General features: G+C 68.1%; 15 protein-coding genes. 6 read left to right on the top strand and 9 right to left on the bottom strand.

Annotated features, from left to right (window positions below; translation table 11 throughout):
* Positions 1-106 precede the first annotated feature (106 nt).
* The 6 genes from mptB to ACZ6YV_RS34900 form a co-directional block, all read right to left on the bottom strand.
* Positions 107-1,666 carry a polyprenol phosphomannose-dependent alpha 1,6 mannosyltransferase MptB gene (mptB, locus tag ACZ6YV_RS34925; protein WP_465513670.1) on the bottom strand — a complete coding sequence of 520 codons (1,560 nt, stop codon included), beginning with the start codon at positions 1,664-1,666 and terminating at the stop codon, positions 107-109.
* A gap of 83 nt (positions 1,667-1,749) precedes the next feature.
* The gene (gene nikE, locus ACZ6YV_RS34920; protein ID WP_465513669.1) at positions 1,750-3,399 is read right to left on the bottom strand and encodes a nickel ABC transporter ATP-binding protein NikE; all 1,650 of its coding nucleotides are present in this window, start codon (positions 3,397-3,399) and stop codon (positions 1,750-1,752) included.
* Positions 3,396-4,301 (bottom strand): ABC transporter permease, encoded by a 906-nt coding sequence (locus ACZ6YV_RS34915; RefSeq protein WP_465513668.1) that lies wholly within the window; start codon positions 4,299-4,301, stop codon positions 3,396-3,398. Before ACZ6YV_RS34915 ends, nikE begins: the two co-directional genes overlap by 4 nt.
* Entirely contained in the window at positions 4,298-5,329 is a 1,032-nt protein-coding gene (locus ACZ6YV_RS34910; protein WP_465513667.1) for an ABC transporter permease, read from the bottom strand. The genes ACZ6YV_RS34915 and ACZ6YV_RS34910 overlap by 4 nt, the downstream gene beginning before the upstream one ends.
* 9 nt (positions 5,330-5,338) lie before the next feature.
* Positions 5,339-7,177 (bottom strand): ABC transporter substrate-binding protein, encoded by a 1,839-nt coding sequence (locus tag ACZ6YV_RS34905; RefSeq protein ID WP_465513666.1) that lies wholly within the window; start codon positions 7,175-7,177, stop codon positions 5,339-5,341.
* A 341-nt stretch (positions 7,178-7,518) separates the two neighbouring features.
* Positions 7,519-9,324 (bottom strand): hypothetical protein, encoded by a 1,806-nt coding sequence (locus tag ACZ6YV_RS34900; RefSeq protein ID WP_465513665.1) that lies wholly within the window; start codon positions 9,322-9,324, stop codon positions 7,519-7,521.
* A gap of 113 nt (positions 9,325-9,437) precedes the next feature.
* Here ACZ6YV_RS34900 and ACZ6YV_RS34895 point away from each other — a divergent pair, with 113 nt between their 5' ends.
* From ACZ6YV_RS34895 to ACZ6YV_RS34885, 3 genes are read left to right on the top strand one after another with little or no spacing between them, the layout of a single operon-like run.
* Positions 9,438-9,803, top strand: coding sequence for a cupredoxin domain-containing protein (locus ACZ6YV_RS34895; RefSeq protein ID WP_465513664.1), 366 nt, complete (start codon positions 9,438-9,440; stop codon positions 9,801-9,803).
* Positions 9,800-11,023 carry a hypothetical protein gene (locus tag ACZ6YV_RS34890; protein WP_465513663.1) on the top strand — a complete coding sequence of 408 codons (1,224 nt, stop codon included), beginning with the start codon at positions 9,800-9,802 and terminating at the stop codon, positions 11,021-11,023. Before ACZ6YV_RS34895 ends, ACZ6YV_RS34890 begins: the two co-directional genes overlap by 4 nt.
* Positions 11,020-11,166: a hypothetical protein gene (locus tag ACZ6YV_RS34885; protein WP_020635224.1), complete on the top strand. Its 147-nt coding sequence runs from the start codon at positions 11,020-11,022 to the stop codon at positions 11,164-11,166. Before ACZ6YV_RS34890 ends, ACZ6YV_RS34885 begins: the two co-directional genes overlap by 4 nt.
* Here ACZ6YV_RS34885 and ACZ6YV_RS34880 read toward each other — a convergent pair.
* On the bottom strand, positions 11,163-11,660 hold the full coding sequence (locus tag ACZ6YV_RS34880) for a nitroreductase/quinone reductase family protein (RefSeq protein WP_465513662.1): 498 nt from the start codon (positions 11,658-11,660) through the stop codon (positions 11,163-11,165). The two genes, ACZ6YV_RS34885 and ACZ6YV_RS34880, sit on opposite strands and share 4 nt — an antisense overlap.
* 86 nt (positions 11,661-11,746) lie before the next feature.
* Here ACZ6YV_RS34880 and ACZ6YV_RS34875 point away from each other — a divergent pair, with 86 nt between their 5' ends.
* Complete coding sequence (locus ACZ6YV_RS34875) at positions 11,747-12,367, top strand: TetR/AcrR family transcriptional regulator (protein WP_465513661.1); 621 nt, start codon at positions 11,747-11,749, stop codon at positions 12,365-12,367.
* Here the strand turns inward: ACZ6YV_RS34875 and ACZ6YV_RS34870 are convergent.
* Both ACZ6YV_RS34870 and ACZ6YV_RS34865 read right to left on the bottom strand, forming a co-directional pair.
* A complete protein-coding gene (locus tag ACZ6YV_RS34870) occupies positions 12,349-12,798 on the bottom strand; it encodes a hypothetical protein (protein ID WP_465513660.1) in 450 nt (149 codons plus the stop codon). The two genes, ACZ6YV_RS34875 and ACZ6YV_RS34870, sit on opposite strands and share 19 nt — an antisense overlap.
* On the bottom strand, positions 12,788-13,354 hold the full coding sequence (locus ACZ6YV_RS34865) for a TetR/AcrR family transcriptional regulator (protein ID WP_465513659.1): 567 nt from the start codon (positions 13,352-13,354) through the stop codon (positions 12,788-12,790). Before ACZ6YV_RS34865 ends, ACZ6YV_RS34870 begins: the two co-directional genes overlap by 11 nt.
* A gap of 91 nt (positions 13,355-13,445) precedes the next feature.
* On the opposite strand from ACZ6YV_RS34865, the gene ACZ6YV_RS34860 reads away from it, so the two are divergent.
* The gene (locus tag ACZ6YV_RS34860; protein WP_465513658.1) at positions 13,446-13,730 is read left to right on the top strand and encodes an antibiotic biosynthesis monooxygenase family protein; all 285 of its coding nucleotides are present in this window, start codon (positions 13,446-13,448) and stop codon (positions 13,728-13,730) included.
* A complete protein-coding gene (locus ACZ6YV_RS34855; protein WP_465513657.1) occupies positions 13,727-14,305 on the top strand; it encodes a DUF2867 domain-containing protein in 579 nt (192 codons plus the stop codon). Before ACZ6YV_RS34860 ends, ACZ6YV_RS34855 begins: the two co-directional genes overlap by 4 nt.
* The last annotated feature ends 121 nt before the right edge of the window (positions 14,306-14,426 follow it).

The raw sequence follows: 14,426 nt of genomic DNA, 5'->3' as shown, positions 1-14,426 counted from the left end.
ACGCTGTTGTCGTGTAACGACAACAGCGTAAATGCCGGGCTGTATAGGACGTTATACACTTAATGGCGAATCCGAGGCCCGCGAAGGCGGACCTCTTACAGCAGCGTCAGGAGCGAGGAGCTTCGGCAGGCAGGAACTGCTCCACCGGCTTCCCCCGCCAGGCGGCGATGATCCCCAGCGGATCCGGCCGCAGCAGCGAGGCGGCCGCGTACACGCTCGCGGCGACGACGCCCGCCATGAACCACCAGTCGTAGAGCGCCTGCTCCCCCGTCGGGTAGTACACCAGCGTCACGAACACCGACACCGCGACGACGACCGCGAGGTTCCGGCGGCGCCACTCGAAGGCCGACAGGACCACGAAACCCCAGGTCAGGTACCACGGCAGTGAGGGCGGCGGGACGATCGCACCGGCCAGCAGGACGATCGCCATCCGGTGGATCGCCGGGTTCCCGCCGTCGCGGGCGAGCCACCACTGACGACCGGCGAAGACGAACAGGCCGACCATCGCGATCGCCCGGAACACGGTGACGAACGGCGAGACCTCGACGTCGATCACCAGGTTCACCAGCGAGTAGAAGATCTCGCCGATCCCGGTCGGGAAGTTCATCCAGTTCGCGATCAGCGTCGGCGCCTTGAGGCCGCCCAGCCAGCCGAGGTTGACCGAGCCGAGCGAGAGCCAGGTGCCCGCGACGAACACCGGCAGGAAGATCCCGACCGACGCGGCGCCCGCGCGGAAGAAGTTGGCCACCTTCCGGTCGCCGGGCAGGTGGTTCGCCCACACCCAGACGAGGAACGGCAGCGCCCACGCCGCGGTGGGTTTGATCAGCATGCCGATGGTGACCAGGACGATCGCGATGACGTGCTTGCGCTCCAGCGCGGCCAGCACGCCGACGGTGAGGAAGCCCAGCATCAGCAGGTCGTTGTGCGGACCGCCGACGAGGTGGATCACCGTCATCGGGCTGGCGATGGCGAGCCACAGGGTGATCGGCAGCTTGCCGCCGAGGTGCTTGACCAGCCGCGGCAGCGACCACAGCATCCCGACCAGGCCGATCATCAGCACCAGGCGGGTCGCGATGACGCCGGCGATCATGTCGTTGCCGGTGATCGCGACGATCCACTTGGCGAACAGCAGGAACAGCGGGCCGTACGGCGCCGGGGTGGTCTGCCACAGCGGGTGGACGTTCTGCACGACGTCCGGCAGCACGGACAGTTCGGCCGGGCCGTTGGCGTACGGATCGAGCCCGTTGAGCAGCTGCGCGCCCTGCGCGAGGTACGAGAAGACGTCGCGCGTGAACAGCGGCGGCGAGACCAGCAGCGGCGCCATCCAGCAGGCGGCGGCGATCACGATCGGGCGGCTGCCGATCCGGCCGGCCAGCGCGTACCGGCCCAGCCGGACCCACGCCCAGATGATCAGCGCGAAGCCCGTGTAGAGCATCGTGTTGGCGAGGATGCGGCCGTGGCCGTAGCGGATCCACGACAACGGTCCGTGACCCAGGATCGGGTCACGGATGAGGATGCCACCGGCGCCGAGCGCGGCCAGCATCAGCAGCGTGCTGCCGATGGTCCCCATCGCGATGGTGCGATACGGGAACCGGGAAGGCACCCGGAGCCGCTCGCCGAGCGAACCGGCCGAGGGCGTCTGCGGGGAGTCAGTCGTGGTCGCCATTTCGAGATTGGAGGTTACACACCGCGCCTGTGCGAGTGCGCGGCAATGGGTGTTTCCCGCGCCGGGCACGGGAGTCCCCTCGCTCAGCGGTCGGCCGTCTCTCGCTGAGCGGTACCACCGGGCAACGCGGCCAGCAGCGACTTCGTGTAGTCGTGTTTCGGGTCCAGCAGGACCTCTTCCACGGTCCCGACCTCCACCAGCTCACCGCGGTACATCACCGCGACGCGGTCGGCGATGTTCCAGGCCAGCCCGAGGTCGTGGGTGATCACCAGCCCCGCGAGACCCAGCTCACGCCGCAGGCGCAGCAACAGCGCGAGGATCTCCCCCCGCACCGACGCGTCGAGCGACGCCACCGGTTCGTCGGCCACGACCACGCCGGGACCCAGCGCGAGCGCGCCCGCGATGACCACCCGCTGCCGCTGCCCGCCGGACAGCTCGTGCGGGAGCCGGTCGAGGAACTTCTCCGCAGGCCGCAGTTCGGCCGCTTCGAGGGCCTTGGTGACGATCTCGTGCTCGTCGGCGCCCATTCCGTGGATGCGGGGGCCTTCCGCGACGGCCTCGTACACCGTGTGGTTCGGGTTCAGCGCGCTGGTCGGATCCTGCAGGACCAGCTGGACCTGCCGCCGGTACGCCTTGAGCCCGGCACCGCCGAGCGGGACCGGTTTGCCGTCGTACCGGACCGCGCCGGAGTCGGGTTTCTGCAGCCCGAGCAGCGTCCGGGCCAGCGTCGTCTTGCCCGAACCGGACTGGCCGACGAGCGCGACGATCTCGTCCGTCCGGACCTGGAGGCTCACCCCGGCGACGGCGTCGATGCGCTTGCCGGTGCGATCGCGGAAGCTGACGCGCAGGTCCTCGGCCTCGAGCAGCGCGGGCCGGTCAGCGTCGCGGTCCCGTTCGGGCGGCAACGGCGTGCTGGTGGCGGGCGCGAACCGGGACGCCGGGTCGCCGACGGTCGGGAACGCGGCCGCCAGGGCCTTGCTGTGCTCGTGGTGCGGCGCGCTCATCAGCTCCGCGCTCGGTCGTTCCTCGACGATCTCGCCGTCGTACATCACCGCGATCCGGCGGCAGGTCGCGGCGAGCACCGACAGGTCGTGGCTGATCATGATCAGCCCGATCCCCTGCTCGGCGACCAGCCTGCCCAGCAGGTCGAGCACCTGGGCCTGGACGACGACGTCGAGCGCGGTCGTCGGCTCGTCCGCGATGATCAGCCGCGGCGAGCACGCCAGCGCCATCGCGATCATGACGCGCTGTTTCTGCCCGCCGGACAGCTCGTGCGGGTACGCCCCGGCACGGCCGGACGGCAGATCGACCTGTTCGAGCAGCTCCGAGACCTTGGCCTGGACCTCACCGTCCGACAGCGCCTTGCCGCCGGGCGGGTGCAAGCGGATCGGCTCGGCGATCTGCTCACCGATCTTGCGGACCGGGTTGAGCGCGTGCATCGCGCCCTGGAACACGACCGAGGCCTCGGCCCAGCGCACCGCACGCAGCCTGCCCCACTTCATGGCCGTGACGTCTTCGCCGTCCAGCAGGATCTCCCCGCTGACCTTCGCCGACCGTGGGAGCAGCCGCAGCACGCTCATCGCGACCGTCGACTTCCCCGACCCCGACTCCCCCGCCACCCCGAGCGTGTCACCGGGTTCGAGTACCAGGTCGACGCCGCGGACGGCGGCGACCTCGCCGCCGCCGGTGGCGTAGGTGACGCCGAGGTTCTTCAGTTCCAGCAAGGGGCTCATGAGTGCTGTCCCTTCAGGCGCGGGTTCAGCACGGTTTCCAGCGCGCGTCCGACGAGGGTGAAGCCGAGGACGACCACGACGATCGCGAGACCCGGCGGAAGCAGGTTCCACCAGGCGCCCTTGCTGATCGCGCCGTTGTTCAACGCGGTCTGCAACATGGTGCCCCAGGAAATGGTGTTCGGGTTGCCGACGCCGAGGAAGGCCAGCGTCGCGTCCGCGATGACCGCGTTGCCGACGACGAGCGTGGTGTTGGCCAGCACGAGCGGCATGACGCCCGGCAGGACATGTTTGCCGATGACGTGCAGGTGTCCACCGCCGAGCGCTTTGGCACGCTCGATGTACGGACGGCCCTCGATCGTCAGGGTCTGCGCCCGGACCAGCCGCGCGGTGCTCGGCCAGGCGGTGACACCGATGGCGATGATCACCGTCATCGCGCCCTGGTCCAGCACCGACGCCAGCGCCACGGCGAGCACGAGCGACGGCAGCACCAGGAAGAAGTCGGTGAACCGCAGCAGCAGCCCGGAGACCCAGCCTTGGATATGCGCGGCCGCGATCCCGATGAGGGTGCCGATCAGTACCGACAGGAGCGCCGCCGAGAACCCGGTGAGCAGGGAGATCCGCGCACCCCAGAACGTCATCAGCAGCACCGAACGGCCGTCGATGTCGGTGCCGAGCCAGAACTCCCCGCTGGGTGGCTCCAGCGTGCTGCCCGTGGCCTTGGTGACGTCGAGGCCGGACTCGTCCGTGATCACCGGGGCGAGGATGGCCAGCACCGTGATGAGGCCCAGGAAGGCCAGCCCGAAGACGCCCGCCTTGTTCGTCGTGAACTCGTGCCAGTGCTTCGCCACGGCCTCGCGGCGGCGGCGCCAGACGATCGAACCGGGTTTTTCCGCTGTGGTCATGCCGTCCGCACCCTGGGGTCGAGCACGCGGTAGAGCAACTCCGCGAGCAGGTTCATCAGCACCACCGCGCCCGCGAGCGTGACGAAGACCCCCTGCAGCACAGGCAGATCAGGGCCGCGGAGGGCTTCGTAGAGCAGTTGCCCGAGTCCCGGCCAGCTGAACACGGCCTCGACCGAGACCGCGCCCGAGACCACCATGCCGAACTGCATGAAGACCAGCGTCACCGTCGGGAGCAGGGCGTTGGGCACGGCGTGCCGCTTGCGCACCAGGTCTTCGCGCAGCCCCTTGGCCCGCGCGGTGGTGAGGTAGTCCGAGTTCATCTCGCCGATCAGGGACGACCGCATGACCAGCATGTACTGCGCGTAGAACACCACCAGCAGGGTCACGCACGGCAGCACCAGATGGTGCAGGACGTCGAGGCCCTCACTGAAGAAACCCGGCGCGACGTCCGGGGAATGCATGCCCCGGCTGGGAAAGAGCCCGTTGGTCGCCACCAGCAGCATGAGCCCGAGCCAGAACTGCGGGACCGACCACAGGGTCAGCGCGAGTCCTGTTTGGACCTTGTCGAACCTGCTCCCCCGGCGCCAGCCCGCGCGGATGCCGAGCCACAGGCCGAGCGCGATCGCGAGCACGGTCGCGCTGCCGACGAGCAGGATCGTCGGCCACAGCCGTTCGCTGATCATGTCGACGACCGGACGCCGCTGCAGGTACGAATCGCCCATGGTGCCGTGGAGCAAGCCGACGAAGTAGTCCCAGAACTGTTGCAGCAGGGGCTTGTCGACGCCCATCTGCTCGCGCAGTTCCGCCATCATCTTCGGGTCGGTCGGCCGGTCGCGGACCATGAACCGCACGGGATCGCCGGGCAGCGTCCGGAAAAGGAAGAATCCCAGCACGATGACGAGCACGAGACTCGCCAGCGCGCCGCCGATCTTGGAGAGCACGAACCGGGTGGTGCCGGTCCCGCCTCGGCGCTCGTCGGGATCGACGAGCGCCGAGGGCTGATCGAGGGAACTGAGTGCTTCGGTCAACGCTGTCCTTTACTCCCGGTCGTCGGCCGACTTGCCGCGCCGCCCGAGCAGCACGCCGCCGCCGACGAGCACCACGAGCACGACCGCGCCGATGCCGATCCACAATCCGGTGTTGCTTCCGCCGTCGTCCGCGTTCGCCGCGGCAGCGTCGGCCGGGGTGGCGCCGTAGACACCCCAGTAGCCGGACTGCTCGAGGATCGCGCCGTCGGGCTGCGGCTGCTTGGTGAACGAGGCGAACTTGTCCGAGCGGTAGGCCTCGAGCACGTTGTCGTAGTCGAGGACGACGTCGACGTACTCCCCGGCCAGGATCGCCTGGGCCTGCTTGACGATCTCGGCGCGCTTGGCCGGGTCGAACTCGGTCAGCTGCTTCTTGTACAGGTCTTCGTAGCGCGGGTCGCAGAAGAACGTCGCCGAGCTGCCGCCGTTGCCCTGGGCGTTCGGGCGGCCGGCGCAGGTGTTCAGGCTCAGCGCGTAGTCCGGGTCGGGCGAGGTGCCGTAGCCGGAGATCGCGAGGTCGTAGTTGCCCGCGGTGGTGCGGTCGTCCAGTTCGTCGTCGGAGACGAGTTCCTGCTTGACGCCGATGCCGGCGTCCTTGAGCCAGCCGCTGACGAACTGGGCGGTGCGCTGGTCGAACGGCCGGTTCGCGTGGCCGGCGAGACGGAACTCCAGCTTCGCGCCACCAGGGGCGACGCGGATGCCGTCCGGTCCCTTCGTGTAGCCAGCCTGGTCGAGGGTGGTGTTCGCGGCCGCGATGTCGAACTTGGTCTTCTCGGCGTCCGAAGGGGTCCAGGTGTAGGACTTGTAGATCGCCGGCACGACACCGGTCCCGGCCTGGCCGTAGCCGTTCATCACCTTGTCGACGATGGCCTTGGTGTCGATGGCCTGCGCGATCGCCTTGCGGACGCGGGCGTCCTTCAGGATCGGGTTGCCGTCACCGATCGGCTGGTCGACCACGTTCTTGACGCCGAAGTTGATGATGAGCTCGTTGTACCGGCGGCCGGGGGCCTTGTTCGTGGTGATGTTCTTCTCGCCCTTGAGCGCGTCGAACTGCGTCGGCGTGAGCCGGTTGATGACGTCGACCTCGCCCTGCTTCAGCGCGTTCACCGCGGCCTCGGCGTCCTTGAACTGCAGCAGCTGGAGTTCGTCGACCTTGGGAGCGCCACGCCAGTAGTCCTTGTTCGCCTTGAACTTCACGAACTCGTTCTTCTTGTACTCGGTCAGCAGGTACGGCCCGCTGCCGACACCGGCGACGGCCATCTCGTCGGTCGAGGGGGCGTTGAGATCCTTGATCGGCTCCCAGATGTGCTTGGGCACGATCGGGACGTCGAGCGAGGTCATGCTCGACTGCGGCGTCTTGGTCTTGATGACCAGCGTCTTGTCGTCCGGCGCCGAAACCGACGCGAAGTTGCCGACGTAGCTGCCGTTCGCGGTGCGGGCGTTCTCGTCGTCGAGCATCCGCTGGAAGGTGTACGCGGGGTCCTGCGCGGTCACCGGCTTGCCGTCGGACCACTTCATCCCCTGGCGGATGGTGAAGGTCCAGGTGAGCTTGTCGTCGGACGTCTTCCACGACTCGGCGACGCCACCCGTCGGCTGGGTGTCCTCGGCCGAGGGCAGCGTCAGGAACTCGTAGTTGAACCGGCCGACCTGCGTCGCCGCCGACAACTGGGCGGTGAAGGGGTTCAGGTGGTCGATGCCGGTCGTGAGCGCCACCCGGAGGACCTTGCCCTGTTGCTGCGCCGCCGCGGCGGGCACGAAAGGCACCGTCGCGACCGCCGAAGCGGCAAGGACCGCGACTACGCGAAGACCGCGCCGTCGCTTCGGAAAACGCTCTGTGCGCACGAAGACCACCCCATCGAAACTCGCTGTGTCCCAACCCCTGAGGCGGAAAAGTAACCACATATCGCGGTAACCGCGCAATGACTCGCCAATACCGATCGTGCACAGCGGATGCCGTCGCGTGGTCAACAGCTACTTTACGCTTCAACGGCGTAGCAGTGAGTCACCGTTCGGGCGCGTGAGGCGGCATCACATGCAGTGTCCTGGGTATTCAAGGGAAGCGTGCTTGCAAAAGGCTTGCGCGCGATGATGCTCAATCGATACGTGCGACGAAGTGCGAGCAAAGCGCTTCGTCCTCTGGATGCGCTCCTTGCGTGTGCGAGTACCGCATCCAGAGGACGAAACGCGAGACGTCAGCCGACGGAGACCTCACGCCGCCGCGCGGTGGCGGCACCCGCGTAAAGCCACGCGAACAACGCCCACATGCCGGCGAAGATCAACCCGACCGTGGCGTACGCGACCGTCCACAGCACCGCGGGCGTCTCCGACTTCCGTTCCCGTTGCAGGAACTCGATCTCGGACATGAACGGCCGAGAGCCGGATGCCGCTTCGATCGCCGGGGCGTTCGCGGCGGGGTCGGCCGGCGCGTAGATCGGGGCGAGCCCCATCATCCGGTTCGGGACGTGCACGCGGATCCCGGTCTTCCACTGGCCGAACACCGGCAACGGCTGAGCCGTGCGGTACACGCCGTCGCCGATCTTCTCCAGCGGCGCGGTGAAGAAGTCGCCGCCCTGCCAGGCGAAGCCGTTCAGCCAGACGGAATCGTCGGCCAGGTCGGGCCGCGAGAGGGTGACCGTGGCGTCGACCCACCTGGGTGTGCCCCCGCCGTGCGGATTCGAGATCGGCTGCCCGGCCGCGGCCTCGGTCAGCCGGACGTCGGCGGTGAAGTCGGCTTCCGGGTCCTGCGGGACGGCGACCGCCGACATGAGCACGACCGCGCCCAGCGCGCCGACGAGCCCGATCGCGTGCCGGGGACCGGCCGCGGGCACCTGGGTCGCCGTCTCCTCCACCCGCTGGTACTGCCAGACGCCGATGAACGCGCCCGCGAGCGCCGCGCCGGTCCCGAACAGGACGAACAACGGCAGGTGGGCGGTCGGCCAGGGGTTCGGCATCAGCCACTGGGTGAACGCCGCCTCGGCGAGCATCCCGGCCGTTCCCACCAGCAGGCCGACGACAGCGGCGAAGGTGTAGCCCTGCCGGTTGCGCATCGCGAGGGCGACGACCTCGATGATCACCGCTTCGGCGAGATACGGCAGCAGCGACGCCACGTGCAGGTCGGCGAACAGCGGGATGACGGTGAAAGACGCACGGGTGACGAGAAAGACGGCGACGACGACGAGCGCGCCGCCCGGGCCCCAGGACAGCCGCCCGTAGGTCAGGGTCCAAGCACCGATCAGGCCCACGAGCACGACCTGGGACAGCATCGGGAACTGCGGGACGCCGAGGTCGAACTCCATGAGGAACGCCGAGGCGCCCATCATCCAGGCACCGGCGAGCACCGGGCCGAGCAAGCGCACGATCGGCCCTGTCGCGCCGACCTGCCGGGCCTCGCCGAGCAGCAACTGCAGGCCCAGCACGACACAGACACCGCCGCCGATCATCAGGACGTGCGTCGGGCCCCATTCGGTGACGTCCTGGCCGAACAGCCGGTGCCAGACGTCGTCGAGCGGGAACCCGGCGATGCCGACCAGACCGGTCGCCATCATCTGGATGGAGCCCATCGGCGCCTTCCAGTGCGGGCCGATCTTGAACGTGCGCTTGGGCAGGTTCTTCGTCGCGAGGGTCGCGCTGAGCACGCCGCTGGCGAAAATGCCCATCAGCCCGAAGTAGATCGGGTAATGCGACGGGTTCGCGAGCGGGCCTTCGTCGCGGCCGAGCTCCATGTGGATCGGCACGTCCCAGTACACGCCGATCAGCGCCGACATCCCGGAGAGGAAGGCGACGAACATCGGCAGCGCCGCCCAGCGCGGCAGGCCGCTGAAGTCGCCCATCCAGTCGGCGACGCGACCGAAGACGGTCCGCTTCCCCGCGCGCTCGCGGAGGACGAAGACCGCCAAGGGCAGGAAGACCGCGGTGAACATCAGGCCCGCGATGACGATCTGCCCGAATTGCGCACCGCCGGCAGGCGGGCTCTCCTGTGCCATGAACAGCTGAGCCATGAACACCGTGTTCGCCTTCCTGCTAACCTAAGTAACTGTTACCTTGGGGTAACACGATAGGGGCATGGTCCCGGCCAGGCAAGCCGGGGCGTACGACTTCGGAAGGAACCTCGATGCGGAGGATCAGCGGAATCTGCGGGATCACCGTGGCCGCGCTGCTGGCCGTGACCGGCTGTTCGGGATCGACAGGCTCCGAACAGCCGCCTGCCACCGGCACCCGGACCGTGAAGTTCTCGATCACCGAGGGCAAGCGCACGGCGGGCCCGGAAGAGGTCGCGGTGCGCACCGGTGAGAACGTCGCGCTGGAGGTCACCTCCGACCAGGCGGACGAACTGCACGTCCACGGCTACGACAAAGCCGCCCAGCTGGCTCCCGGGGTTCCGGGGACGGTCACCTTCACCGCGAACATCGACGGGATCTTCGAGGTGGAACTACACAAGAGCGGCGCGGCGGTGACCAAGCTCCGGGTGAGCGGATGATCCTGGCGCACGGTCTCGGCGGCCGGTCCGACCTTCCGGTTCCGCTGTGGCTCGCGCTTTACGCGGGAGCGGCAGCCGTCGTGGTCTCCTTCTTCGCCCTCAGCGCGCTCTGGAAGGAACCCAAGCTCCGCGGGGCCGACGCCGGCCGCGCACTCCCCCTCGGCCTGGAACGGTTCGTCGACAGCACGTTCTCGCGGATCGCGTCGCGCGTGATCGGTGTGGTGTTGTTCGCGGGCTTCCTGGCGATGGCCTGGGCAGGTCCCGCCAGTTCGGCCGACAACCCGGCTCCGGCGTGGTTCTACGTCTGGTTCTGGGTCGGCCTCGTACCGCTTTCCCTCCTGTTCGGCCCGGTCTGGCGACGCCTGAATCCACTGAGGACGGTCGCGTCCCTGATCCCCGCCCGGCACCGCGAGCTCCCGGACCGGCTGGGCTACCTGCCCGCGATCGCCGGCCTCCTGGTGTTCCTTTGGCTGGAACTGGTCTTTCCGCACTCGGACTCGCCCCAAGCGATCGCCCTTTTCTGCGCGGTATATGCCGTTATACACATTGCACTCGGCGTGGTCTTCGGTCCACGCTGGTTCGACCGCGGTGACGCCTTCGAGGTCTACGCGCGCCTGATCGCGGCGCTCTCCCCCTTCGGCAGGCGCGGCGACGGGCGTCTCGTGGTCCGGAATCCGCTGGATGGGCTGCTCACCATCTCCCCCGCGCCGTGGCTGACCGCGCTGGTCCTGGTCGTGCTCGGCTCGACGGCGTTCGACGGTTTGACCCGGCTCCCCTTCTGGACTTCGCTGGACGCCGGTGTCCTCGGCGGCACGGCCGGTCTCGCGGCCTGTATCGCGCTCACCTACGGCGCCTACGCGGGCGCCATCAGCCTGACCAGGCCGTATCTGCGCCGAGGCTTCGATCCGTATCCCGCGTTCGCGCCGTCGTTGATCCCGATCATGGTCGGCTACACGGTCGCGCATTACTTCTCGTTCGCCGTGTTCTCCGGGCAGCAGGGTTTCGGCCGCACGATCGACTACACGGTCGTCTCGACCGGCGTGATCGCGCTGGTGCAGATCGCCGGAATCGTCGTCGGGCACGTGATGGCCGTAACCTCGGCACATGATCGTTCCGTCGGCGTGCTGCGCGCGAACTACGTCAAGGTGGGCCAGTACCCCATGCTGGCGCTGATGATCGGCTACACCGCGCTCGGGATCGCGCTGGTCTCCGGCTCATGACCATCGCGGCGCGGGTGATGATGATGCACCAGGGCGGCTGGGACGAGATCCTCATCTTCGTCGGCCCCGTGGTGATCATCGGGCTGCTCATCTACGTCGCGCGCAAGCAGGTTCCGACGACGCCCGAAGAGGACGACGACTAGCCGCGCTCCAGTACGACGACGGGGACCTGCCTGCCGGAGGCTGTCTCGAACTCGGCGAATTTCGGGACGAGCGCCACCTCTTCCGCCCAGATTCGCTCACGCTCCGCGCCCTGCGCGAGCCGGGCCACGGCCAGCACTCGCTCCGTACCCACCTCGACCGTGACCCGCGGATTCGCCACGAGATTGTGAAACCAGACCGGATGCCGCGGACTGCCGCCGTGGGTTCCGAAGACGGCCCAGCCATCGCCGACCGGCTGGTAGAACAACGGGCTGATCCGCTCGCGACCGGTCTTGGCCCCGATGTGGTGCACCAGGATCAGTGGCATTCCCCGGTCGTCGAAACCGGGAAACCGGGGCGGGACAGGGCGGCCCGCGGCGAATTCCTCTTCGCTGCTCCAAGGGACATACCCGGCGTTCGCCCGGAACTCGGCGATGATCCGATCGTTCCAGCTGGTCTTGACCTCGTTCGCAGTGGTCGTGGACGGGTCGGGCATGGCATCCCCTTCACTATCCGGAGCAGTTGCTCCTCAAACTGACACAGAGCGGAGCACGTGCTCCGCACAAGAGGTAGGGTCGCCACATGGCAGTGGCCGAACCCGAAAGCACCCGCCGGCGCCGCGCGCCGCGCGCGGACGCGATCCGCAACCAGGAAGCGATCATCGAGGCCGCCACCAAGGTGCTGGCCGAGCAGGGCACCGCGGTGGACGTGCGCGAGATCGCCCGCCTCAGCGGGGTCGGCATGGGCACCCTCTATCGGCACTTCCCGAAGAAGGAAGATCTCGTCAAGACCGTCCTGCGCCAGGACTTCACGAGGTGGGCGGAATCCGCACGACTGGCCGCGATCGACGCGGAGGACCCCTGGGCGGCACTGACTGACTTCTACCGGCAGGCTCTCACCGGCTACGCACGCCATCGCGCGATCGTCGAGAACTTCGCGCTGACCTGGTCAGACCCCGACTTGGAGGGCATCCAGCAGCTTCGCCTCGTCATCGAGCGGCTGTGCGACGGCGCCAAGGACATCTTGCGCCCCGGCGTGACCACCGACGACTTGCTGCTCCTGCTGGTCTCCCTGGGCCACGCTGTCCAGGTCACCGATGACTGCCGTCCTCAGATGTGGCACCGACTGCTGCACATCTCCCTCGACGGACTGCGCGCCGACCACCGCGAGCCGCTCCCCGCTCGTCATTCGACCGGGACGTAGTCACGGCCGGCCCCAGCGGCGGCGAGATCGGCGTGCGCGGACGCGGCAGCCATGAAGCGCCCCTGGACGACGCGAACAAAGGAGCCGTCCAGAGGAAAGACGAGCACGACCTTCGAGCCGTCGTTCCCGCGCAGAACGACTCCCTTCCTCAGATTGTCGAGGAACTCGATGATGTCGCGCTCGATCTCCCCCGCGAACTCGCGGTACTTGTCCTGCGAGAGGTCGTACAGATCGGTGTCGATGTCGTAGGTGGCGCGCTTTCCGGTCACGGGATCCAGCGCCTCGAACGCCAACCCGAGCCACCGCCGCGGCTCGACGTCCACGGTGGCCTGCCAGGTCGATCCACCGAGCGCCCACCTCGACTCGGTGACTTCTACCGCTTGAAGCTCACGAAGGAAGGCCAAGAGCCGGTGACCCGCTTCAGCCGCCATGACCAGGCTTGCCGCCGAGAATCAGGTTCCCGGCCAGTTCGGTGACCTGGTCACGAGTACGGCCGTCATGGTCGGCCGCCATGAAGTGCTTGCCGATCAGGAGCGAGAACGCGAGCAGGCAGCGGGCTTCGACCTCGTCGTCGTCGGAGAAGATCTCGCGCATGAGCGAGCGAAGGTAATCCATCCGCTGGTTGTCGACCCGCCGGAGCCGTTCCGCCACCGCCGGGTCGCGCCGGGCCCAGTCCCGGATGGCGAGGTCGATCGGCAGCAGGCGCTCACTGCTGAGCAGGCCCGCGCGCCGGATCTTCGTCCTGGCGTCGCCACCTTCGCGTTCGACGGTCTCGAACAGCAGATCAGTACTCATCCGCTCCCAGGTGGAGAGCATTTCCTCAAGTAGCGCACCCCTGTCAGCGAAGTAGCCGTAGAAGCCGCCTTTGGTGACACCCAGCGCTTTCGCGAGCGCCTCGACACGGACGGCGTCGGGACCTCCGGCGGCGAGGGCGAGCAACCCCGCGTCGATCCAGGCGTTCGGCGGGGTCCGGGTTTCGGCGGCCATGTGATCACCGTATCTCCCGTCACTCCGGCACCATGACGACGATATATACGCTACCGTATAGATGGCGGAGTTCACTGGGAGGAACATCGACATGACTGTCGGATTCGTGGCCACGCACTACCCGCACACCGACCATCACGACGCTTTCGTCGCGCGAGTCCAGCGAGTCGCCGGCGTGCTGCGCTCCACTCCGGGCTGTCTCGGCGCCGAATGCTGGATCACCGTCGCGGGTGACGCCGTGGTGTCGATCGTGCGCTGGGAATCCGAGGCGGCACAGGCGGCTTCCATGCAGGCCCTGGGCACCGCGGACGTGGACGTCGCCTTCGACGACCGCGAAGTCCGCCCGCGCGAGATCGTCCAACTGGTGTCGGCGTGAAACTCGCGAACACGGCCCACACCGGGCACTCCTGGCGGATCCACGAGATCGCCGGGGACTTCGACCTCGAAGACGTCTGGGCACTGGAAACACCCGGCGGGCCCGGCGATTTCGACAAGCTGGTGACGCAGTTCTCGGCGGGCGACCTCACGGAGGGGACACCACTCCCCGTCCGGGCGCTGTGGGCGCTGCGCTGGAAACTCGGCGAACTGTTCGGGCTGGACAAACCGAACTCCGGCCTCGACACCCGGGTGGCATCACTCCGCGACAGGTTGCCCGAAGACCTCCGCGGCACACCCACCGGCCCAGAGGAGGACTGGCTGCCGTTCACGCCGCTCTACCGGCTCGACGACGAATTCGCCGCCGAGATGGCGAACCGGACCGTGCACGGCGTCCTGCACATCGCCTGGATCGAAGACGGGCCCGGCCGGTATCGCGGTCAGATGGCGGTCCTGGTCAAACCCAACGGATTGCTGGGCCGGGCGTACATGGGATTCATCAAGCCGTTCCGGTACCTGATCATCTATCCGGCGCTCATGCGGATGATCGCGCGGGAGTGGAACCGCCCTTCCTGAACCGACCTCGTGAGTGGTTAGGACGGTTAGAGCCAACAGTGTCTTAGGTACCTACTGGATTTCTGGCCACGGCCTTCACGGACTTGCCGATCGCCACGTTCGCGCCCCACGCGCACCAGCA

Source organism: Amycolatopsis sp. NPDC102522, from assembly GCF_055584485.1.
The sequence above is the reverse complement of the archived record's forward strand: the minus strand, read 5'-3'. Positions and strand labels throughout refer to the sequence as shown.